This is a genomic window from Clostridia bacterium (genome assembly GCA_016887505.1).
GTDB lineage: Bacteria > Bacillota > TC1 > TC1 > UBA5767 > UBA5767.
In genome coordinates this window covers 1,286,363-1,310,339 of the sequence record CP069393.1, presented here as the reverse complement: position 1 = coordinate 1,310,339, position 23,977 = coordinate 1,286,363, and the positions used below count along the sequence as shown (strand labels likewise).

18 protein-coding genes are annotated in these 23,977 nt (G+C 40.5%); 15 read left to right on the top strand and 3 right to left on the bottom strand.

What is annotated here, in order from left to right; all coding sequences use genetic code 11:
- The first annotated feature begins 160 nt into the window (after positions 1–160).
- The 5 genes from JR334_06370 (at position 161) to JR334_06350 (ending at position 6,501) form a co-directional block, all read left to right on the top strand.
- Positions 161–1,171: a macro domain-containing protein gene (locus JR334_06370; GenBank protein ID QRN84617.1), complete on the top strand. Its 1,011-nt coding sequence runs from the start codon at positions 161–163 to the stop codon at positions 1,169–1,171.
- Positions 1,172–1,245: 74 nt separating this feature from the next.
- A complete protein-coding gene (locus JR334_06365; protein QRN84616.1) occupies positions 1,246–1,896 on the top strand; it encodes a VWA domain-containing protein in 651 nt (216 codons plus the stop codon).
- Positions 1,897–2,267: 371 nt separating this feature from the next.
- The gene (locus tag JR334_06360) at positions 2,268–3,797 is read left to right on the top strand and encodes a diguanylate cyclase (protein ID QRN84615.1); all 1,530 of its coding nucleotides are present in this window, start codon (positions 2,268–2,270) and stop codon (positions 3,795–3,797) included.
- Positions 3,798–4,252: 455 nt separating this feature from the next.
- Positions 4,253–5,158, top strand: coding sequence for a DMT family transporter (locus tag JR334_06355; protein ID QRN84614.1), 906 nt, complete (start codon positions 4,253–4,255; stop codon positions 5,156–5,158).
- The gene (locus JR334_06350) at positions 5,155–6,501 is read left to right on the top strand and encodes a hypothetical protein (protein ID QRN84613.1); all 1,347 of its coding nucleotides are present in this window, start codon (positions 5,155–5,157) and stop codon (positions 6,499–6,501) included. Before JR334_06355 ends, JR334_06350 begins: the two co-directional genes overlap by 4 nt.
- A 478-nt stretch (positions 6,502–6,979) precedes the next feature.
- On the opposite strand, the gene JR334_06345 is transcribed toward JR334_06350, so the two are convergent.
- Positions 6,980–7,684 carry an SOS response-associated peptidase gene (locus JR334_06345; GenBank protein QRN84612.1) on the bottom strand — a complete coding sequence of 235 codons (705 nt, stop codon included), beginning with the start codon at positions 7,682–7,684 and terminating at the stop codon, positions 6,980–6,982.
- A gap of 325 nt (positions 7,685–8,009) precedes the next feature.
- On the opposite strand from JR334_06345, the gene JR334_06340 reads away from it, so the two are divergent.
- The 9 genes from JR334_06340 to clpB all read left to right on the top strand — a co-directional run bounded on the left by JR334_06340 (position 8,010) and on the right by clpB (position 19,630).
- Positions 8,010–8,936 carry an ABC transporter permease gene (locus JR334_06340; protein QRN84611.1) on the top strand — a complete coding sequence of 309 codons (927 nt, stop codon included), beginning with the start codon at positions 8,010–8,012 and terminating at the stop codon, positions 8,934–8,936.
- A gap of 3 nt (positions 8,937–8,939) precedes the next feature.
- The gene (locus JR334_06335) at positions 8,940–10,121 is read left to right on the top strand and encodes an ABC transporter permease (protein QRN84610.1); all 1,182 of its coding nucleotides are present in this window, start codon (positions 8,940–8,942) and stop codon (positions 10,119–10,121) included.
- Positions 10,122–10,129: 8 nt separating this feature from the next.
- On the top strand, positions 10,130–11,146 hold the full coding sequence (locus JR334_06330; GenBank protein ID QRN84609.1) for an ABC transporter ATP-binding protein: 1,017 nt from the start codon (positions 10,130–10,132) through the stop codon (positions 11,144–11,146).
- Positions 11,136–12,137, top strand: coding sequence for an ATP-binding cassette domain-containing protein (locus JR334_06325; protein ID QRN86873.1), 1,002 nt, complete (start codon positions 11,136–11,138; stop codon positions 12,135–12,137). The genes JR334_06330 and JR334_06325 overlap by 11 nt, the downstream gene beginning before the upstream one ends.
- 87 nt (positions 12,138–12,224) lie before the next feature.
- Positions 12,225–13,838, top strand: a complete 1,614-nt coding sequence (locus tag JR334_06320) for a peptide ABC transporter substrate-binding protein (GenBank protein QRN84608.1) — start codon at positions 12,225–12,227, stop codon at positions 13,836–13,838.
- A 300-nt stretch (positions 13,839–14,138) separates the two neighbouring features.
- A complete protein-coding gene (locus JR334_06315) occupies positions 14,139–15,092 on the top strand; it encodes a hypothetical protein (GenBank protein ID QRN84607.1) in 954 nt (317 codons plus the stop codon).
- 133 nt (positions 15,093–15,225) lie between these two features.
- On the top strand, positions 15,226–16,071 hold the full coding sequence (locus JR334_06310; protein QRN84606.1) for a DegV family protein: 846 nt from the start codon (positions 15,226–15,228) through the stop codon (positions 16,069–16,071).
- A gap of 61 nt (positions 16,072–16,132) precedes the next feature.
- The gene (locus tag JR334_06305; GenBank protein ID QRN84605.1) at positions 16,133–16,831 is read left to right on the top strand and encodes a DUF554 domain-containing protein; all 699 of its coding nucleotides are present in this window, start codon (positions 16,133–16,135) and stop codon (positions 16,829–16,831) included.
- A 210-nt stretch (positions 16,832–17,041) separates the two neighbouring features.
- Positions 17,042–19,630 (top strand): ATP-dependent chaperone ClpB, encoded by a 2,589-nt coding sequence (gene clpB, locus JR334_06300; protein ID QRN84604.1) that lies wholly within the window; start codon positions 17,042–17,044, stop codon positions 19,628–19,630.
- Between the two features lie 207 nt (positions 19,631–19,837).
- Here clpB and JR334_06295 read toward each other — a convergent pair whose 3' ends face one another.
- Positions 19,838–21,064, bottom strand: a complete 1,227-nt coding sequence (locus JR334_06295) for a trypsin-like peptidase domain-containing protein (protein QRN84603.1) — start codon at positions 21,062–21,064, stop codon at positions 19,838–19,840.
- A 273-nt stretch (positions 21,065–21,337) separates the two neighbouring features.
- On the opposite strand from JR334_06295, the gene JR334_06290 reads away from it, so the two are divergent.
- On the top strand, positions 21,338–21,871 hold the full coding sequence (locus JR334_06290; protein QRN84602.1) for a peptidylprolyl isomerase: 534 nt from the start codon (positions 21,338–21,340) through the stop codon (positions 21,869–21,871).
- A 241-nt stretch (positions 21,872–22,112) separates the two neighbouring features.
- Here JR334_06290 and JR334_06285 read toward each other — a convergent pair whose 3' ends face one another.
- The gene (locus tag JR334_06285; protein QRN84601.1) at positions 22,113–23,906 is read right to left on the bottom strand and encodes a bifunctional homocysteine S-methyltransferase/methylenetetrahydrofolate reductase; all 1,794 of its coding nucleotides are present in this window, start codon (positions 23,904–23,906) and stop codon (positions 22,113–22,115) included.
- Between the last annotated feature and the right edge of the window lie 71 nt (positions 23,907–23,977).

Below are 23,977 nucleotides of genomic sequence, written 5' to 3'. Positions count from 1 at the left end.
ATATTAAAGATAGCATTTAATATTATTAAAGTCAATTTGCAATAGTTCTTTACTTTTAATCGAAAATTGCTTTGTAAATGCAATGCTTCTTTTTGTAGAGCCTTCGGATTGGTGCTATTATAGGGGTACATTAATAAATCGCAATAGTAAGGAGACTATCATGCCACTGAAGATTGTACGAGGAGACATCGTCAATATGAATACGGATGCCATCGTCAACGCAGCAAACGTTGCGCTACAAGCCGGTGGTGGCGTCTGTGGAGCTATATTTCAGGCTGCAGGAGCGAAAGAATTACAAGAAGCCTGCAACAAGATTGGACACTGCTATGTAGGGCAAGCTGTGATTACTCCTGGATTTCACCTTAAGAGTCGCTACATTATTCATACGGTTGGTCCAATCTGGAAGGGAGGATTAAGTGGCGAAGCAGAACGATTAGGCGATTGTTACAAAAATTCTCTCAAACTGGCTAAAGAACATGCACTGAAATCGATTGCATTTCCCCTTATCTCAACGGGCATTTATGCGTATCCTCAGGACCAAGCATTGCAGATAGCCACTCATGCCATCCACAAATTTCTTCTAGATGAGGATGTGGATATGGAGGTCACCCTAGTAGTTTTCGGTAAGAATGCTTTTCAACTGAGCAATAAACTAGTCGGTGAAGTTCAACAATATATTGACGACTACTATTATGAGACTGCACAGATACGAGAAAATAAACGAATAATCGAAGAATATGAACTAGCAGATACCCTTAAATGCTCTGAAGCAATGTATGATGAATCTCCAGCCATAGTTTCAGACTCGGTTGGCACCTTTTTAAGCCAAGCGGCAGAAAGTTTTTCGGATTGTCTATTACGGAGGATTGACGAGAGAGGTCTTAAAGATTCAACTGTTTACCATAAGGCAAATGTTAGTCGTCAAATTTTTTCCAACATTCGGAAAACGAAAGATTACCAACCAAAGAAGGAAACGGCAATTTCTTTTTGTATCGCCTTGGAACTTAATTTGGAAGACTCGCTAGACCTTCTGAGTAAGGCGGGTTACACATTGTCCAAAAGCAAAGAATTTGATCTCATCATCCGTTACTTTATCGAAAATGGCAATTATGACATTACTCTTTTGAATGAGACCCTATTTCATTTCAAGCAGAAATTGTTAGGGGTCTAATTGTCAAATGCGGTTTGACCAAAAGTACTTCTTTCTTCGTTAAACTAATAACAAAAGCGAAGGAGGAAGAAACCATGAAAAAGCAATGTACTGAACTGATTTTCATACTAGACCGGAGTGGATCCATGAGCGGACTTGAAAAAAGCACCATTGAGGGATATAACCACTTCCTTGGCAAACAAAAAGAAGAGCCGAATGAGGCATTGGTTAGCACCATTTTATTTGATAATGAATCCATCATGTTGCATAATAGGGAAAATATTCAAGTGGTAAGGCCGCTTACCGACCATGATTATACACCGGGAGGTTGCACCGCACTGTTAGACGCAATAGGGAATACCATTCAATATTTCACGAAAGCCCATTTGGAAACACCTGGGGCAACATGCCCAGACAAAACACTAATGGTCATCATTACGGATGGTATGGAAAATGCCAGTACGGAATTTAACCACAGCCAAATCATCCGCCTGATAAATGAAAAAAAAGAATCTGGTTGGGAATTCTTATTCTTAGGTGCCAATATAGAAGCCATGGAAACGGCAGAAAGTATAGGGATAAACCGGGATAATGCTTGCGATTATCATGCAGATGAAGAAGGTACCTCCTTAAATTTTGAATCCATAAACGAAGCCGTGAAAAGCTATCGCGCTGGATGTAAGTTGGACCGTAGTTGGAAAAAGAGTATTGAATCAGACTATCAGCGTCGCAAGAGCCAAAAATAGTTGTATAGGCTGCATATTAAGGGAGCATCTGTTGAATAATCAGATGCTCCTTTTGGTTAGGTATCGAAGGGGATATGAGGTAGCCACTCAGATTTAGCTTGCCATTCGTTTTGAATTTGTAATGTGAATTCCGTTACTAAAAGAAACAGTGAAAAGAATCCTGGCTCTTTGCATGTATTGCGGTAAAACATAGAGCAAATTATTGAAACAACAACCATGTTGCTGAGATTTTGCAATAATTGGGCTTGTGTTTTGTGATTAATCAACTTAATTGCAATGAATTGACAAGCAAATAATGCATTAATATTGAATTGTAGTATAATGTATATAATACGTGTATTTATCTAGAGGAATCGCGAGGCAGGTAACATATGAAAAAGGAAAGAAGAAATATACTTTTACTCTCCATCATTATCACAGTAGTCGTATTTTTTTCTTTTATAATGCAATACAATGCCTACCGGGGAAATCTGGAAAGTCTTGGACGTCTCTCACTAGAAAGCTATCAGAATCAAATGAGAAACATGCGAGAAATGACCATGAATAGTACGGAACTTATCTTAAAGGAAATCATAGCAACACCAGATGTGGAAAAGATAATGTTTGACGCCTTGAAAGCGGATGGAACCAGTCGGGTGTTTTATAAGAATGAATTGAAAAAGATAATGATGAGTAGATATTTACCTAATTTATCGGATCGATATAGAGCAATCATCTTTCACTTGGCGGATGGAACCACACTGTATGCAATTGATGAGTTTGGTGAATATGAGGACATAGGCACTGATAAAGTGCTGATGGAATTGGTAAATCGTAGCGAAAAAGCGATATATGGATACGAGGATGATCGAGCGTTTGGCGGTATGCGGTATCTTTATCCAATTGTTTACGAAGACGAATATGTAGGTGCAATTGAGTTCTGTATCACCTCATTCCAGCAGTACCTTGAAATGAGAGAAAACGTTTACTGCACTTGTGCACAAATTATATCGAGTGAATATTTAGATAATAAGACATCTACGGTAGACTGGGATGAGTATCAACCGTCACCGGTTGATGGCTATTTCTTGGATAAAAATTTTGCTGAAGCAATACTGAACGAACCCAATTTAGATTGGATTGAGACCACAGGAGAAGACCAAAAAGAAGAGATTTTATCGCAAGTTCCTAAGCATAAGGATTTTGTAGTTAGTGAAAGAATAGGTGGCCGCTATTTCAGCTTGATTTTCCTAAGCTTTAGTACGGTTGACGGAGAACATGTAGGCTATGATATTTTTTTCGATGAGCACGAACAGGCAGGCTATATATACCAAGTATTCCTCAGCAATTCAGCTCTCCTGTTAATCCTTTGGATTTTAGTGCTGACTACTTTGACAAGCGTTCAACATAACCGTGAAGTACAGCAGAAGCTTAGTGGTAAGGATCATTTAACACAAGTGGGGAATCGAAGTAAATTGGATGAAGCTTTTGCAAGAGAATCTCATAGGGTAGATCGCTACGGCGGTGTGCTCTCCATGATTATTTTTGATATTGATGATTTCAAGAAAATTAATGATCAACACGGACACCTAGCAGGAGATAAGATTCTTAAGGAAGTTAGTGCACTTATCAATAAAACGATACGCTCAACAGATATCTTGGTACGTTGGGGTGGTGATGAATTCATTATTCTATTGCCAGGCATTACTTTGGAACAAGCGCGCCGAGTGGCAGTTAAAATTCAAGGGAAGGTTGCAAACTATGTTCCTAGTGTCAAAGGTCTGGATATGGTATTTATTTCTGTAGGAAGCAGTGAGTATAAAATGGGTGAAAAAATTGATACGATGGTACAAAGAGCCGACCGAGAAATGTATCTAAATAAACAAAATAAGGATGAACGATACGATAAAACCTTTATTTGAACAATCTACCACTTAATCCGTACGAATTTGTAGTGAGTGCTTGCAAACCTCTTGCTCATAGCGAAACAGCTTTTGTAGATATACTTTTAGTTTGATTTCACTTATTGGATGAAGGTTTTCCTACAAGCTTTAGAGCTAAGAAGGGGAGTATCTTGTAAATAATATTAAATAATAGACAAATATGACTTCCGTAAGGAAGCCATATTTGGTTTTTAGAACCGATATAGTTGAGCTATGCAATTAAAGTTCTGGTGCGTAAGGTTAGATTCTTTCTGCATAGGAATAGGTACTTGTGGTATGCTAATTAGTAGAGGGTTTACAATGAAAAACTCGACAGATCATCCGTGCATCCGTAGTAGAAGGAGGTCTGTTTTATTTGGGCCAATTATTCGGTTTCCTAATATAGGAAAAAAGAGATACAATAATGAATAGTAAGTTGAGGATTCGGTATATAAATGAACAATAGAAAAAAACAGATTTTATCTGATATGACTTTGATATTCGTGGCCTTCCTTTGGGGAGGGGGGTTCGTTGCAGTAAAGGATACATTAAATAGTTTGGGCCCAATGAGCCTGAATTTTTTTCGATTTCTAATTGCTGTTGTGGCTATGAGATTATTTCTATTTACCAAGATTGGTAAAATTGAGAAAAAAGATATAAAAGGAGGTTTGGTGGTGGGCCTCTTGCTTTATTTGGGGTATGCAAGTCAAACCATTGGACTACAGTATACTACAGCTTCTAAACAGGGATTTGTCACCGCTACCTATGTCGTAATGGTACCCTTCCTATATTGGTTAATCCACCGAAAACGTCCCTTGCTTAGGGAATTTGTGGCTAGCTTTGCAGCCATCATCGGGGTAGGCTTAATTAGCCTAGATCAAGTGAGTGGCTTTAATTTAGGTGATGGACTAACCTTGGTCTGCGCTTTCTTTTTTGCTCTTCATATCTTGACCATAGAGGTGTTTGCCAAGGAAATGGATGTACTTAAACTCACTTATATGCAGATGCTAGTAGCTTGCATCCTATTTTTAGCTACGGCACTTGTTAGCGAACCAATTAGCTTCAATTTATCTTCTCGGGCTTGGGGCGCATTGTTGTATTTGGGTGTATTCTCCAGTTTCCTGTGTCTTACATTACAGACTACTGCTCAAAAATATACATCTTCTTCTCATGTATCCATTTTCTTGTCTGCGGAATCTTTGTTTGCTGCAGGGCTTGGAGTGATGTTGTTGGGTGAAACGTTGAGCTTACGGATAATAATTGGTGGCGCTGTAATTATTGCTGCGATCTTACTTGTGGAACTGAAAAATGCACAGATATGCAAGGGAAAACCAAAAGATGCTCAAAGGAGTGAACCATGAAAAAGATAACCGTTTTTCTTCTGTTATTGTTACTTCTGGTGTTGGGATTGGATGCTTGTCAGTATTCGGATGAATCTAGTGAGAATCCGGTGGAAGAACCGGAGCTAGAAGAACCGGTAGTGGATTCTGAGGAACTAGTGATGAGCGAAGAGGAAGAAGCGAGGGCTTTCGAGGCTCTTCGTGCTTATTTGCCACTTAAGGAAGGATTTGTATGGGCTTATGAAGGGTTTGCCGAATATGGGCATACCATGAGCATAGAGCAGCGCTTTTGTCGTGAAGATAGCTTACAAATGATTATTTCTGGCATGGCAGACGATATGTCAGGAGAAATGGCGGAGTCGCTCTTAGAGGTGAACGTAGAGTATACGCTGGGCGAGGGTCAGTGGAAGCAGAAGCGAGATGCCCCGCGAATGATGGGTAAAGATATTGTGGATATGGTGTTACTGAAGTATCCCTTGGAAGTAGGCAATACCTGGAATCAAGAAGTACAGACAGTAGAAGGCGAAACTCTTTTTTTGAGTGCTGAGATTACTGGAATGGACGATATGGAACGTATCACAGTGAGATATGATGATTTGAAAAGTGACTATTATGAGGAAAGAACTTTTAGTAAAGGTTTGGGAATTACTGCTTTTAGTGCACTAATTTTGGCAGACGATGGGAATTTTGAAGTCGGCTATATGCTTAACCGAGGTGCTTCGGGCTATCCTTTTGAACTACTTGCTCAAACATGGTTGCCTCCTCAGGATACGATGATGCTCTATTATGGTGTTGCAGAGTATGCTCATCGGGCGACGCTCACTGGGGTCGAATACCAAGAAGATGGACGAACGTATACAGTTGAAGGAGACTTCGAATATGACGGCAGTGGAATTCCCGGCAATTTTACCGTCCAATATGAAGTGGATGGTAGCCGTGGCAGAATTACGGAACATGTTTTGGAAAATACTAGGTTAGGTGAGAAGAAAATAAACTCTAAGTTTAAGGATTTGATCATCCTGCAGTTGCCCCTTACGACGGGAAGTAGTTGGAGCCAGAAACTCATGTTTGAAGGTAAAGAGAAAACGATGACGGCCACAATTATGGAAACAAAGATTTCTGAAAATGGTAATACACAAATCAAGGTGGATTACCAAATTCCCGCTGAGGGATATCATGAGGGAATTTATTTTGAACGTCGTACATTTGAAAAGGGCAGAGGGCTAATCCATTTTTCGCGATTGCTCCCAGGGGAGTTACCATTAGAAGGTAAGGAGTGGGATGATGCAGAAAAGGTGGAACAAGCAATTGCCAACCAACAATTCGGCTATAGTCAGAACCCGATTCAAAGCCCCACGATGTAAATAATTGAATAAAGACCAGGTGAGGCAGGCCGAGAAGGCCTGCCTTCTTTTTGTGCAAAAGATTAGTGTGTTCTTGATACTCTATGCAGATAATATAAATAATACGGTATCAATAGTAGAAATCTTAATACTGCTAAAGACATATAAATGTGATATAGTAATGTTAGAAATATTTGGGAAAAAGAACCAAAGTAGTATACCTGGTCTCTGTGAATACGAGCTAGAGAGTGCATACTGCTTGTTGGTGGGTAAATAAGTTTTGAAAGCTTGAGGCAAGTGGTAAGGAGGAAAATATGTTTTGGCTTATTATTGGAAGTATGCTATTGGTTGCTATAGTACACACGTTGAGTGTAGGCTGTGTCCTAGGGCATCGAAAAATATATAAAAATAAGGAGCCGGTTCGGTTTTGGATTGTTACAATTCTCTGGCTAACCCTAGCTCTAATCTGCATTACACCATTTTTCCATAATCTGTATTATTAGTCTATTGGTTTCGTACAGGCTATTCCTTCGGCCTGAGTGGAGTTTACAGCAGGGTCCACACGATAATGGACAAGTAGGTTTTCTGATGCTGGGCGCAACAGAGATTTTCGCTCTACCGGGTCTTTGGTTAGATCAAGCCAAGAGCTTGCCAAGTCTGCTGTTAGTAGGGCGGGCATTCTTTCATGAATCGGAAGCATCAGATCATTTCCTTTTGTAGTAATGATCAAGAAGCCATATGGATTCGCTCCAGCTGCTACCATGGAATCAGGCAAGGGGGTATAGATTGCAGCAAGATAAAGCAGTTTGTCATTTTTGGGTTTGAAAAGATGAGGAATTTTTTCCTTATCTTTTTTTTCCCATTCATAGAATCCTTCAACTGGAATGATACAAGGATTATTTAGAAAGGAATGAACAAAGGAAGGCTTGCTGTCAATGGTTTCAGCTCGAGCATTTATAAGTGTAAAGGCTCGGTCTTTGGTTTGGCTCTTTCTTACAAAGGGAGTATAGTTCCACTTCATGAGCCCAACTCGCTGCTTGCCAGATTTTGGGTTAGTAATGATGCAAGGTAGTTTGTATCCAGGAGCAATATTGTATCTTGGCTTATAATTCAATTTTTCCGGTATTTCTTCCATATTGAAATCATTGCCTAGAATAAAAGATAACCGGTTCCATTCCATAGAAAGACTAACACGTCCGCACATAAGTACACCTCCGAATTAATTTTAGCATGTAAGAATAGTATTGTCGGCTTTTTTAGGTGCTTAGGCAAGAAGGAAAATATTTTGAGAAGCGTCTATGAGAATTGAATGCTAGGAAATGAAAGGGATTGGGTAAAAGAACATAAAAGGATGATAAAGTATACTTAAAACTGCTAAATAACGTAAATTTAACGGTATTAAAGGATTATTTAACGTCTTAACGAATTAAATTAGTAATACATACTGTTGTAAAAGCTGAGTTTATATTCCGAAAAGTAGCTTTATTGGAGGCTAAGATACCGACCGATAATCTGAGAAAGGAGTAACAATGAACTCTTATATCTTTAAAAGGTTGATTTCAGCAGTACTTACACTGTTGCTCATAGCAACCCTTACTTTTGCTATGATGCATGCCATTCCAGGGGGGCCATTTACTAGGGAAAGACCAGTACCGGAAGAGATTATGAGGACGCTAAATGAAAAATATCATTTGAACGATCCTCTGCCTAAACAGTATTTCGACTATATGAAGGGCCTTGTGACCTTTGACCTTGGTCCATCTTATTCTAAAATTGGTACCACGGTGAATGAACTCATTTCAGGTGGCTTTCCCGATTCAGCCAGAGTGGGAGGGTTGGCTAGTATCCTGATTGTAGTGGTGGGTATACCCTTGGGGATCATATCAGCGCTTAAACAAAATAAGACGATTGACTATATAGTTATGTTTATGGCTACCTTGGGTGTTACCGTCCCAAGCTTTGTCATTGCTACATTGATTATTTATATTTTCGCAGGTAAATTGGGTATTCTACCTAGTTTTGGTTTATCGAGTCCACTAGGATATATTGGGCCTGTTCTTGCACTGGCAGGATATTCTATATCCTTTGTAACTAGATTGACTAGGTCCAGCATGTTGGAAGTTTTGCGGCAGGACTATATTCGAACAGCAAGAGCCAATGGAATACCAGAGTTCTGGGTCATCGCCAAACATGCCGTAAAAAATGCGCTGATTCCTGTGGTAACCTACTTAGGTCCAATGGTAGCTGCAATTTTAACGGGTTCTTTTGTGGTGGAAAAAATCTTCGCCATCGGTGGCATGGGGCGATATTTCGTGGAAAGTGTTACCAATCGAGATTATACGACCATTATGGGCATGACTGTATTCTATGCTGCCTTCTATATCATTATGGTTCTATTGGTTGATTTAGCCTATGGCTTTATTGATCCAAGAATCAGATTTGGAAAGGAGGAATAGCATATGAGTGACAAACGATTTGTGTTTATTGGTGAACAAGAAGAAGAAAAGGAAAGTGAGCGAGCCAGTCTGACCTATTGGGCAGATGCCTGGCGTAGACTTAAGAAAAATAAGTTGTCCATGTTGGGCATTGTCATCATTATATTGGTAATCTTGTTTGGTGTACTGGGACCCTTCCTTACGCCTTACAGTTATTCCGACCAAGCCAATGATTTTCGAAATACGCCACCCAGATTAGAATTGTATGAAATCGGAGATACCTACCTGTATTTGACCAATGACTATTTACTCCTTGAGGTCTCAGCTAAGGGGAATATTATTCGCCGTCTTGAGCGTATAGATGAAGATATTATCAATAAAATCTATATTTATGAAATGGATGGAGAAGCGATTACGATTGATTTTTCATATAATACATTGCCTCAAAAGCAGGGATATGACTATGATTTTACAGTGGCTTATAAAGGGCAGGTTGAAACCCAACCAGCCAAGACTACTTGGAATAGGAGCTTTCCTTTTGGCACAGATGGGTTGGGGCGGGATTTGTTAACCAGAGTGATGTATGGTGCTAGGATTTCCCTATTTGTGGCTTTCGTGGCGACCATGGTTAATCTATTTATTGGTGTCGTGTATGGTAGCATAGCTGGCTTTGAGGGTGGCCGCGTGGACAACATTATGATGCGTATCGTGGATATTATTAACTCTATTCCGTTGGTATTATATGTGATACTGCTTATGGTTTGGTTTAGGAATAATGGACTTTGGAACATCATTATTGCTCTGTCCAGTGTATATTGGGTTTCGATGGCAAGGCTGGTTCGTGGCCAGATGCTAGCCCTAAAAGAACAGGAATTCGTATTGGCAGCCATAACCTTGGGTGTATCGAAAAGAAAGATTATTTTTCGCCACCTGATTCCCAATGCCATGGGACCGATTATCGTTGCCATGGCCATGATGATTCCTAGTGCTGTGTTTACGGAAGCGTTTTTAAGCTTTATCGGTTTGGGTGTATCTGCTCCGATGGCCTCCTGGGGCGTATTAGCAAGTAATGCTCTTTCTGGTCTTACGACCTATCCGTACCAGCTCTTCTTTCCAGCGTTGGCGATTGCCTTTACCATGTTGGCATTCAATTTTTTGGGTGATGGTTTACGTGATGCCCTTGACCCGAGACTAAGGAAGGGCTAGGTGAAAAAATGAGTAGATTATTAGAAGTCAATAATCTAAAGACCTCTTTTTACACACACTTAGGTGAAGTGCAGGCTGTGCGTGGCGTTTCCTTTAACATGGAAAAGGGAGACATACTAGGTATTGTTGGAGAATCAGGTAGCGGGAAAAGTGTAACTGCTTTATCCATCATGAAACTAATTGACCACCCTGGTCGAATCAAAGAGGGAGAAATCTTGTTCGAGGGGGAAAACCTGGTTAATCGTAGTGAGAAGCAAATGAGTGAAATGCGTGGCTGGGAGATATCCATGATATTTCAAGATCCCATGACTTCTCTAAATCCTGTCTATAGCATTAAGAATCAGATGGTGGAAGTGATTCGCAGACACAACAAGGTTAGCAAAAAAGAAGCTTTGAGTCGTGCCATAGAGATGCTTAGCTTAGTTGGGATACCGGAACCGCAAAAGCGAATAAACTCTTTCCCCCATGAGTTTTCAGGTGGAATGAGACAAAGGGTTATGATTGCTACGGCACTTTCGTGTAGCCCGAAACTATTGATAGCAGATGAACCTACAACCGCGCTGGATGTGACCATTCAGGCACAGATTTTAGATCTAATGAAAAAGTTGTCGAAGGAGATTGATACATCCATCATCCTTATTACGCATGACTTGGGTGTGATTGCAGAAATTTGTACCAATATGGTGGTTATGTATGGTGGGAAGATTATGGAAAAGGGGACTACTGAGCAAATCTTTCACTTGCCGTCTCACCCTTATACCATAGGCTTGCTGCAATCGGTTCCCCGGATGGATGAACAGAGTAAGGACCGTCTAGTTCCAATACCAGGTTCACCACCAGATTTGTTGTCTCCGCCGAAAGGATGTCCCTTTAGTACACGCTGTCCTCATGCTATGCAAATCTGCCTAGAAGAGGCTGCGCCAAATTTCAAAGTTTCCGACGATCATATATCAAGTTGCTGGCTACTAGATGATGAAGCACCTACCGTAGCAGGATATAAAAAAGGATGTGAGATTGTTGGATGATAATCGCCCAAAACTACTAGAAGTAAAAAATCTTAAGAAATACTTTGTGATTAAAGGTGGCAGAAAGTCAAAAAGACAATATCTTCAGGCGGTGGATGGCATATCTTTTTTCATCAGAAAAGGTGAAACCTTTGGATTGGTTGGTGAATCCGGTTGTGGTAAGTCGACTACCGGCCGCTGTATTATACGGCTATATAATCCTACAGATGGGCAAATCATTTTTGATGGAGATGATATTACCAAGTTGAAACCGAAAGAGATGTTGCCCTATCGTAAGAGAATTCAGATGATTTTTCAAGATCCCTATGCTTCGTTGAATACTAGAATGACGGTTGCGGATATCATTGGTGAAGGCATTGATACGCACCGCCTATATGCAGGGAAGGAACGTCAAATGCGTATATTTGACCTTTTGTCCCGTGTTGGGCTAAAGCATGAACATGCCAATCGTTACCCTCACGAATTTTCTGGAGGCCAAAGACAAAGAATTGGTATTGCAAGAGCATTAGCCATAGAACCAGAGCTAATTGTTTGTGATGAACCGATCTCAGCTTTGGATGTCTCTATCCAAGCTCAGGTTGTCAATATGTTGGAGGACCTGCAAGAAGAGATGGGCTTAACCTATTTGTTTATCGCGCATGACTTATCCATGGTAAAACATATTTCAGACCGAATCGGTGTAATGTATTTGGGAAATATGATGGAAATATGCGAAAGCAATGAGCTCTATGCTTATCCACTTCATCCATACACCAAAGCACTACTTTCATCCATACCGATTCCAGATCCCGAACTCAATAAAAAAAGCAAACGTATCATTCTAGAAGGAGATGTTAAAAGCCCAATTAATATGCCTGAGGGTTGTCGCTTTGCCTCTCGCTGCCGTTATGCTGAAGAAATATGTACGAGTAAAACCCCAGAACTTCGAGAGCTACGCAAAGACCACTATGTAGCCTGTCATCTTGTAGAGAAAGTCAATGCAACCGAGTAAGCTTTTAGTTTGACGGCAAAATCGAGATGCCGCCAAAAAAATAAGGGAAGGAGAGTGTCGGATACAATGCCGACACAAACAAGAACTATGAAGAAACTGTTATCAATTTTATTGGTGCTAGCTTTCATGGTGACAATGGGATCAGGGTGTCAAGGTTCCAAAGAATCCGCGGAGGAGCTTCCCATTATGAGGTGGAATATCGGGGCTGACCCCAAAACCATCGATCCCGGACTTAACGGTGCAAGTGAAGGTGGGGATGTGGTTAATCAAACATTTGAGGCGCTGACTCGAGAAAAAAGCGGGATAGTATACCCCGGGATTGCAGAGACTTGGGACATTTCTGAAGATGGAAAAACAGTTACTTTTCATCTTAGAGAATCCAAATGGTCGGATGGTTCACCTTTAACGGCCAATGATTTTGTTTATTCATGGAAACGTGCTATGGCCAAGGAGACTGCTTCTGAATATTCTTGGATTTGGGAATATACGAACATTGTTGGAGCGTGGGATGCTGTGAATGGTGGAAGCATGGACGATGTCGGGATTGCCGCGATTGATGATTTGACTTTTGAAGTGAAATTGACTGCTCCAACAGACTATATTGTTCAACTTTTGTCCTTTTACCACTTTATGCCTGTTAAACAGTCTTCTGTAGAATCAGGCTCACTCGGTTCTTGGGCCAAAGACCCTGAATTAGCGATATCCAATGGTCCGTTTGTTCTTACTTCCTATACCATTGGTGAAGAAATGACATTCAGAAAAAATGAAAACTATTGGAATGCGGATGCTGTAAAACTGGGTGGAATTGATGCCGTATTGATTGATGAATCGGCTACAGCCTACCAGGCATTCGAATCTGGCGAGTTGGACTTTATTCCAGACGTCCCACCAGCAGAAATTCCTAGATTAATTGCCGAAGACCAAAGATTTTATGTGTTCCCGTTGCTCGGAACATATTATTACAATATTAATATGGACCTAGAAATGTGGCAAGACATTCGGGTTAGAAAAGCCTTAACCTTGGGAATCGACCGTGAATTAATCTGTGAAACTCTAGCGTCCGGCCAGGTACCTGCGGCTGGATTTGTACCACCAGGATTTTTGGATGATAAGGGAAATGATTTCTTTATGACCGCTGGCACCTATGGACTAGTTGCAGATGATAGTAAGGTGGCAGAAGCTCAAGAATTGCTAGCGGAAGCGGGTTACCCAGGTGGCGAAGGTTTCCCAGAATTCACCATAGTGTATAACACATCTGAGGCGCATCAAGCGGTTGCTGAATTGGTGCAGGAGATGTTTAAAACCAACTTGGGAATAAACTGTAACATTGAAAATCAAGAGTGGGCAGTATTCCAAGATACCAGAAAAGAAGGCGATTACCAGATGTCACGAGGTGGTTGGTTGACTGACTTTATGGATCCGATGGGCCTACTTGCTATTTTTACCACAGAAAACACATACAATGACCCGAATTTCTCGAATGCTGATTACGATGCATATCTAGAAATTGCCAACAATTCAACCTCCCGTGAAGAGCATTTTAATGCTTTGTATGCGGCACAGGAAATCTTGATTGCAGAATTACCCATTATTCCGATTTACCATTACTCGGATATTATGATGGCTAGTCCGAAACTCAAGGATTGGGATCGTTCCGTACTAGGTACCTTGGATTTTAGTAATGCCTACTTGGAAGAATAGGAGAATGAGGTAATCTTTGTATCTGAAAGAAAGAAATAAATCTAGGTTTATGGAAGTTTAGTTTAAAATAGTACGGGGCAGCATTTCGCGAACTATGGGCGAAAGGCTGTCCCGTATTTATGGGTTTACCTGCCCGTATTGTGTTTTGGATAGAAATCAGATTATGCCTATGGCAAAATATATTTTTTGTAGAATAACTTCACAATTGCGTGACTACCTCCTGATTTAACCTTGCCATCCATTGAGAAAGAAGATTACACGTGCTACAATTATTTGACTAAATCTATCGAGGAGTTCTACATGTTTGTCATAACGGACTTATTACAATTTATTGAAACTGCTATCATGATTTCCATGTTGTCTTTTATTGTATTCTTTTATGTGAAGACAAAGGACAAGTTGGTGAAAAAAAACCTGATTGTTCTTGTCCCGATAGCCTTCCTGATTGTGATGCTCTATATTTATGACTATTTTACGACGCATTACGTGCTTCTAGTGGGCGAACAGTTTAATTTAGAATATACCTATGCTGTCTTTTCCGTAGCGGTGATGGGTGCTGTTACAGCCATTGTTGGCCTTTTAACTAGGTATGGAATTGAATTATTCCCAATTAAACCTTATATCCGGAAAATTACCTACCGTGCTGTGGTAAGTTTCATTTGCGTGGTATTTGTCGGCACTATTGTGTCCTTCATGTTTTACTTTGGAAACGATTTGCTGGGAGCCATCGGGGCTGCTATTAATTTCTATTATCCCCTCACTTCATTGGGCGTGTTTGTTATTGCTGTGATCTTGATTTTCCAGTACCGGAATATTGAAGAACCATCAAATAAAAGGCAGGCTAGAGCCTATATCATTGCTTTTGCCCCGCAGATTGTTTACACCCTTTTGGATGTGCTGCTACTACGCAATTATGTTTTGCAATTAACACATTTATCCTATACCATTTTTGCAATTTTAGCGTTTTACAACATCAGTTCACACGTGTTTATCAATTATGAACAAGAGGAGCTGAACTCAATTTCTGAGGCAGAACTGGTTCATCGTTTAGGATTGACCGAAAGAGAGTGCGAGGTAGTTGGCCTTTTGATAGACGGCCTTATGAATCGGGAATTGGCGGAGGAATTAAATATTTCAGAAAATACGGTAAAGACCCATGTTAAAAGTATCTACCGTAAATTAGGTGTATCCAACCGTCTTCAGTTGATTCATCTACTAAGAATGCAGAAAAATGAGACTCACCTAGAAAGGTGATGCGTAGGGGTGAGTGATTATCCCTTTAAAACAGGCAATTTCATCCCTTAGTGGGATGTTTTTTTTTATGAATTTTTCTTACAATATTCTTAGGAATAAACGTTCCAAGTAAATGTAAAGAAGAGGGATACATATGTCTGTAAAAATTATTGCCGATACTTCTTGTGATACAAGTGCACTAGATAATGAACTGGAGAACCTGCTGTTTGCTCCTTTTCAAATTACCATTTGTGGGGATACATTTTTGGATACAGAAAAAACGCGAACCCAAATTGTTGAGGCAATGGACAATTGTCCAGAACCAGCACGTACAGCGTGCCCTTCTCCAAGTGATTTTTTGCAGTATTTTGAAGGGGAAGAAAAGGTCATTTTTGTGGTGTGCATTTCTTCAGAGTTAAGTGGGACATATAGTAGTGCTAGAACGGCGAGGGAACAGTTTTTGGGAGAACATCCCGACCACCAAATATTTATCATAGATTCACTAAGTGCATCTGCAGCAGAAGCTGCTGTAGCACATTTCTTATTGCGTCAGTTGGAAAGTGGTGAATCGGATTACGAGAAGATTGCCCAACGCGTTCAGGAATATGCAAAGAATTTGAAAACAGTTTTTGTTCTAGAAGATTTATCTAATCTTATGAAAAATGGGCGTCTTTCGAAGATCCAAGGTATGTTGGCTAGTCTTCTTAATATTAAACCAATCTTAGGCACGAATGGTAAAGGCGAAATTATGATGATTAAAAATGCCAGAGGTACCAAGAAAGCGTTAAATGAACTTTTTAATACCATCAAGGCTTTGAGTGAAAAGATGGATTTGAGTGAGAAGGAAATATTTATATCCCATTGTGATGCACCAGAGCGGGTGGAAAAACTTCGAGCAAGGATAGAAAAGGAAATTGCATTCAAAACGATTCATATCCTAGAAACCAATGGTTTAAGCACTGTTTATGCATCTGACAAAGGAGTAGTAGTAGCATTCTAAGCATTGCGCGTCCCCAATCTTATCGCTATAATGATAGGACTACGTAAAAGAAAGGGTCATCATGCTTGGAACGATTGTTAATGTCCTAGCCATCATTGCTGGAACGCTGCTGGGACTATTTTTTAAAAAGGGTATTCCTGAACGCTCTAAAGAGATTACTTTTTCGGCAATCGGATTGTCCACGATATTGATTGGATTGAAGATGGGCCTGAAAGGGAATAATGAACTAGTTATGATCATTTCCTTAGTTACAGGCGGACTAATCGGAGAAGCAATTGGGATAGACGAACACCTAAATGCTTTGGGGGAGAAACTCTATAAGATAGCTGGGAGCAAGGACAGTACTTTTATTCAGGGATTTGTTACCGCAAGTCTTATATACTCCATTGGTGCGATGGCAACATTGGGACCACTAGAGGCAGGACTTAATGGAAATTACCAAATCCTGTTCGTAAAATCTACATTGGATGGCATCACATCAATAATCCTGGCATCAACATTCGGAATTGGGGTTATTTGTTCCGTTTTACCGGTATTTGTTTACCAAGGTTTGATTACTGTATTTGCAGGTTCATTGGAAGGTGTCTTGACTGAAGCGGTCGTTACCTATCTAAGTTCTACGGGTGGCATCCTGATTGTAGCAATCGGTGTCAACATGTTGCTTAAAAGAGATATTAAGGTCGCAAACTTATTGCCAGCCTTAGTCGTTTCCGTGCTGGTAACCATATTTGCGGCCAGCTATTTTCCAAATTTTCTATAACGGTCAAGAAAAAAGATATAGGCAATAATGCAAGACGTAAAATACAAATGATGTTTACAAACCGGGTTTTCCCGGTTTTTTTATATTTAGTGTATGGGTTGTCAATTTGAAGCTAGCGAAAATTGACCTTATCTGACCAAAGGGGTATACTATGCATAAAGAATTGATATATATGTTTGATAATAAATAAATTTTGACGAGGAGGACACAATGGATCCGAATAGAATGACCCAAAAAGTAATTGAAGCGATTAATAATGCACAGTCAACAGCTTTGGAATATGGCCACCAGGAAGTGGGCACTGACCATTTGCTTTTTGCTATGCTAAACCAAGAAGAAGGACTGTTTTCCCGCTTTTTACAAGGCATGGACATAAGTTCTGCTGAATTCAAAAATAGATTGGAAGAGATTATCTCCAAACACCCTAAGGTTTCTGGACCTGGTGTCTCTGGGAAGGTTTACATCAGCCAAGAATTAGACCGGGTTTTTCGTGCAGCAGAAGAAGAGGCTAAGATCTTAAAGGATGAGTATATTTCAGTGGAACATATTCTTTTGGGGGTGATTGAGAAGGTTGGTGGCGACGTTAGACAGTTGCTGAATGAATTTGGCATCGACCGAGATCGTTTCCTAAAAACGATGACTCAAATCAGAGGCAACCAACGGGTGTGCTCAGATAATCCCGAAGTCACCTATGAGGCTTTGTCTAAGTATGGACATGAATTGGTAAAAGAGGCTCGGGACGATAAGCTTGATCCGGTTATTGGACGTGATGAGGAAATACGCCATGTGGTGCGTATTTTGTCTAGAAAGACCAAAAACAATCCTGTTTTGATTGGAGAACCTGGTGTTGGTAAAACGGCCATTGCAGAGGGGCTGGCACACCGTATTGTACGGGGAGATGTGCCTGAAAATTTAAAAGATAAGAAGATTTTTTCTTTAGATATGGGCTCTTTGATTGCTGGTGCCAAATTCCGAGGTGAATTTGAAGAACGCTTAAAGGCGGTTCTGAAGGAAATTAAGGATTCTGACGGAGAGATTATTCTTTTTATCGATGAAATCCATAATATTGTTGGTGCAGGTAAAACGGATGGAAGCATGGATGCCGGCAATATGTTAAAGCCGATGTTGGCACGTGGCGAGTTAAACTGTATTGGGGCCACTACTTTAGATGAATATAGGAAGTATATTGAAAAAGATAAGGCACTAGAACGACGTTTTCAACCAGTTTTGGTGGAAGAACCGGATGTGGCTGATACCATCAGTATCTTACGGGGCTTGAAGGAGCGCTTCGAAATCTATCATGGCGTGAAGATCTATGACAGTGCCTTGGTTAATGCAGCTATTCTTTCGAATAGATACATCAATGATAGATTTTTACCGGACAAGGCCATCGATTTGGTGGATGAGGCGTGTGCTCTAATTAAGACGGAAATGAACTCTATGCCAAGCGAGATCGATGATGTACGCCGTCGGGTGATGCAACTGGAGATTGAAGAGGCTGCCCTCACCAAGGAAAGAGATGAAAATTCCAAACGCAGGCTGAAGGAACTACAAAAAGAACTGGCCAATCTTCGAGAAGAACAAAGCGAGCTCTTAGCTACTTGGGAAAAGGAAAAACAATCTTTAGGTGCAGTTAAGCATTTACGGCAAGAATTGAATGAAGTAAATCTGGAAATCGAGAAGGCTGAGCGAGAATATGACTTGGATAGAGCAGCAGAATTGAAATATGGGAAGTTGCCAGAACTTCAAGCAAAGCTTAAAAAGGCAGAATCGACGGAACAGAAAAAAGGTGAGTTGCTCAAGGAAGCTGTGGATGAAGAAGAAATATCTCGAATAATCTCGCGCTGGACAGGTATTCCACTTAGCAAATTGATGGAAGGGGAACGTGAAAAACTACTTCGGTTACCAGAAGTGCTTCACAAACGAGTGGTTGGACAAGATGAAGCAGTAGATTTAGTTTCCGATGCCATACTTAGAGCTCGGGCTGGTATTAAGGACCCAACTAAACCCATTGGATCATTTATCTTTTTAGGGCCGACTGGAGTAGGAAAGACAGAACTGGCTAAAGCGCTAGCAGAGAGCCTATTTGATGATGAAAACAATCTTATCCGTATCGATATGTCGGAATATATGGAAAAGCATACTGTTTCTAGACTCATAGGGGCTCCTCCCGGATATGTAGGTTACGATGAAGGAGGACAATTGACAGAAGCTGTGCGCCGTAGACCGTATAGTGTCATTCTCTTCGATGAAATCGAAAAAGCGCATCCGGATGTATTCAACGTGCTTCTGCAGGTTTTGGATGATGGACGGGTGACTGATAGCCATGGACATACAGTAGACTTTAAAAATACGGTTATCATTATGACCTCGAATATTGGTTCTGACTATCTTTTAGACAATGTTAGTGAGACCGTAATTCCTCAAGAAATCAAGGAAAAGGTTGAAAAGGCGATGAGAGTGAAGTTTAGACCTGAATTTCTAAATAGGTTGGATGAAATTATTCTCTTCACACCTTTAAGCCATGGCCAGATTCGAGAAATTGTAAAACTCTTGATTAAGGGCTTAGAAGCACGTTTGGTGGATAGGCATATTCGATTATCTTATGCTGATTCTGTGCTAGATTATTTAGTAGAAAAAGGATACGATCGAGTATATGGGGCAAGACCTTTAAAACGTTATATTCAGCGTAATTTGGAGACTGCTCTTGCGAAAGCCATCATCTCGGGTGAGGTGAAGGAGGATAGCAATGTTAGTATTCAAGTGGTAGATGACAGGATTCAGGTAAGAAGCATATAAAACGTAACATGAGTATAAAGAAGCCGGGCATTTGCTCGGCTTCTTCTTTGCGATGATTAATAGATGATATAAGTTGATTGATTCAATTGTTTACGAAATACAGTGATGAATCGGATGGAGTAAATTGTTTACATGAGCATGGGAGTCAATTGATAAAAAAGGCAGGTGCATCCGGTTTGGATGCACCTGCTTTGTATTAGCCTTTGCTTAACGTTCACCTAGCAACACCGCAAATGTTAGTGTTTGGTCCTTACGTTCTACCGTAATATTGATTGTGTCTCCTACTTCTTGTGCCTGAATTAACTCGATCAGCTGTTTCATGCTAGTAACTCTAGTGTTTTCAAAATGGGTAATAATGTCACCTCGAACGATACCAGCATTGTAGGCGCCGGAGTCTGCTTGAACTTCCTCAATCAGTATGCCTTCTGGGACATTGTAGGTTGCTACCTCATTTTCCAGTATATCCCGACCCCAGATTCCCAAATGTGGTCTTGAAACTTTGCCAACGTTGATTAGTTCTTCTATGATGGGTTTGGCTTCATTGATGGGAATGGAGAAGCTCATGCCTTCGACTTCCTGATCTGCAAATTTGAGAACATTGATGCCAATTACTTGTGCATTGCTATTCACCAGGGCACCACCACTGTTGCCTGGATTTATAGCTGCATCAGTTTGGATTAAGTTCATAGTTTTATCGCCGACATATATCTCGCGGTTTAGACCACTAATAATGCCGGAGGTAACACTACCTGCAAAATTCACACCTACTGGGCTTCCTAGTGCAACTACCAATTCACCGACTTGCAAACTAGCTGAATCGCCGAGTACTGCTGCAGGTAGATTGTTTTTTTCAATCTTTATGACGGCAAGGTCTGAGAGATCATCGGTCCCGATAACGGTAGCCGGCCACTCTGTTTGGTCTTGTAAGATTACGGTAAGACTGTTGGCACCGTCTACCACATGATTGTTGGTCACGATGTAGCCATCAGAACTGATAATGATGCCGGAACCTGTTCCCTGGGCTTCTTGATTACCACCAAAGATATCAGTGTATTCAGAGGCACTTTCTATGGCCACAATGCTTGGCAAGGCGGATTCCGCAATGGGCACTACAGGTGAAATACTGCCAGTGCTAGAAAGTGGGGTTCCCGGCTGTTCTTGCGCTAATGTAAACTGATCTTCTTGTGTTTCTGCTGGGGTTAATAGACGTTCAGCATATCCATATTGATTTTCAAACACCATTCCAAATAAGAAGGATGCAATCAGTAGAATGACAATGAGTGTGACAAAGTAGCCTTTAGCGCTACGTTTCTTTTTCAGCGCTCGGTTTTCCTTATATTGAAGGAATTCCTGGTATTCTTCGTTGAATGACATTCCGTTGTCAGATGCTACTTTGTTTTCTGGTTTTGTTGTGTTTTGTTCAGTTTCATTCATAGGATTACCTCGCTTTTTAAATTATTAAGGATGAGTAGCCTAACCGGATAGATAGGCAATGTACTCACTTAGATAAACGACACACTCCTTTTTTCAACCGATGGGCCTATCCAGGGGAGATGTCTTCCTTTTAAGATATCATTTTACTGAATGTTTGTGAAATTATTGTGACAAGGAAAAGAAACTGATGTGACATTGAAAAGAAAACAGAAGAATAGGGAAAAAAACTGTTTTCTGCTATAATGGTTGGAGAAATAAAAGGAGGAAAAAAATATGGAAAATAAAAATCCTATCGTAACCATAGAAATGGAAAATGGTCAAATTATGAAAGCAGAGCTTTATCCGGAGATTGCACCCAATACGGTACGTAATTTCATTTATCTAATTAATGAGAAGTTTTATGATGGCATTGGATTTCATCGAGTTATCCCTGGCTTTATGATACAAGGCGGATGCCCTAATTCTACAGGCAGCGGCGGTCCAGGCTATCAGATTAAAGGCGAGTTTACCAATAATGGCTTTACCAATAATCTGAAACATGAAAAAGGGGTACTATCCATGGCTCGAACTAGAGTCCCTGATTCAGCAGGAAGCCAGTTTTTCATTATGGTGGAGGATGCTCCGCATTTAGATAATGAATACGCAGCATTTGGTCGCATAATTGAAAACATGGAAGAAGCAGAGCGTATTGTAAGAGTGGACCGAAATGCCAGCGACAAGCCTAAGGAACCACAGGTCATGAAAACCGTGACAGTGGAGACCTTTGGTGTGGAATTCGATAAACCAGAAGTTAGCTACGAATACTAAATAATTAAATTAAGCAGGCACCGTTCTAGAACGGTGTCTGCTTTTTAGTTCGAGGAATTCCTTTTTTACTTCATCACGCCATTCGTTATCTCTTAGAAGTTGTTCATAGTATACTAGGTATACAGAAACAAGCAGGTCGTAATACAATCTTGCGACAAGAAATCTGTATCAGTCGTTTTACGTTCAAATCAAAAAGTGAGTGGTTGAATGCCTAGTGCTAGAATAGGACCTTCGAGAAGTATCATTTTTTAACCTGGTGTATGATAGATTCAATCATACCTATGCGGTTTAATGGAGTTACTAGATAGAGGCCGGATACGTGATCTTTAACTTTTTCTATGGTCTCTAAAGCTATTGCAATACCACATTGTTCAGCTTCCTCGCGTGATTGCTCTTTATGGAATTGAGCAATAACTTCATCAGGAAGATGGATCCCTGGTATTTCATTATTTAAAAAACGTGCATTTTTGTAGTTTACAATAGGCATAATCCCAGCCAAAATTGTGTAATCATCGTTTAAATTTTCGTTAGCGAGATACTCTATGACTCGTTGCTCATATATGGGCTGGGTCATGAAATAATTTGCACCTAGGGCTTGCTTGCGGGCCATGCGCTCTACTGATTTATCAATATTTCGCACATTTAGATTGAGAGCCGCACCTACATGGAATGGGTTATCCGAAAAAACAGATTCGTTCATGGCCTGGACTAATTCAATTAGTTTGAATGAATTGAGGTCGAAGATGGAAGCTATCTCACTACGTTCTGCTTGGGGAATTGGATCTCCAGTAAGTAGCAAAATGTTGTTTAATTCTTCAATATAGGCTCCCAATAAGTCTGATTTTAAAGCAATCGTGTTCCTGTCCCGACAACAAAGATGTGGCAAGGTACAGATACCAACTTCACGTTTTACTTTTGCCGATAGGGCCAGGGAATTTGTCCTAGCACGACCTAAAGGAGAATCAGAAAAAGTTAGGATATCCGCACCAGCTTTTTTGATGCGGTGGGCCATATTCATAACGGACTTAATATCTGCATCACTAGGGGGTGGCAGCTCCACTGCAATAACAAACTCTTTTCGCTCTAGTTTTTGGGCAAAAACATTTGCTTTCTTTTGTTTTATTTTCCCGGCTGGTTTTGCTTCTTCTTTTTTCTGTTCAGTTTTGGCGATATTGCTGGTGATAGCCTGTTTCAAAAGACGGATATGGTCAGGTGTAGTACCACAACAACCACCTAAAATCTGTATTCCGAGGTTACGCATTTCCAACATGATTTCTGTGAAATATTCAGGATTCTGGGAATAAATGATTTTTCCATCTATCACTTCAGGATAACTGGCGTTGGGCACTACTGAAAAATACCCTTGTGGAAACGTTAGGTTTTCCAACGTGTTATAGAGATGGGTAGGTCCGGTGCCGCAATTAAAGCCTACGGAATCAATATTTTTGTCCGAAGCAACGTCTCGTAAAATAGATTCAGCAGAATAATCCCGCATGGTGTATCCGTTGCTAGATATCGCAAAGCTAGCCATAATGAAAGTGTCAGGATTTTTTTTCTTTATGTAGTCAGCCAGTGAATGGATGTAAGAAGGTGTAGAGAAGGTCTCAAAGTTGAATATCTCACATCCCTTTGCAAGAAAACAGTCGATGATAAAATAGTATTCTGCAAGTGCCTTTTCGTTAGAGATTTCTTCGTTGCCCACCATCTCGGGTAGGGGACCAATATCTGCTGCTACATCTTTACCAAAGGGAAGAGCTTCTTCCAGGGCTAAGTCATAGGCTGCTTGCAACAGAAGTTTAAGTTCAGAATGATCAATTCGTAACTTATAGCTATTGGAGGAAAAGGTGTTGGTATTTAGTACATCAGCACCGGCTTGGAGATATTCACGGTAGATTGCTCGCACCTCATCAGGGTTTTCCCTGACTGCGAGGTCGACCACCGGAATTTTCTTTTCATTTCGTAAATTATAATAGGTTCCCATGGCGCCGTCGAGAATAAGTACCTCGCCGCGCTCTAAGATATTTTTGATATTCATTTAATCAACTTCCTTTGAATTCTTGGCTTGAATTTAATACAATATAAAGACATAATTAGTAAGCAATGACA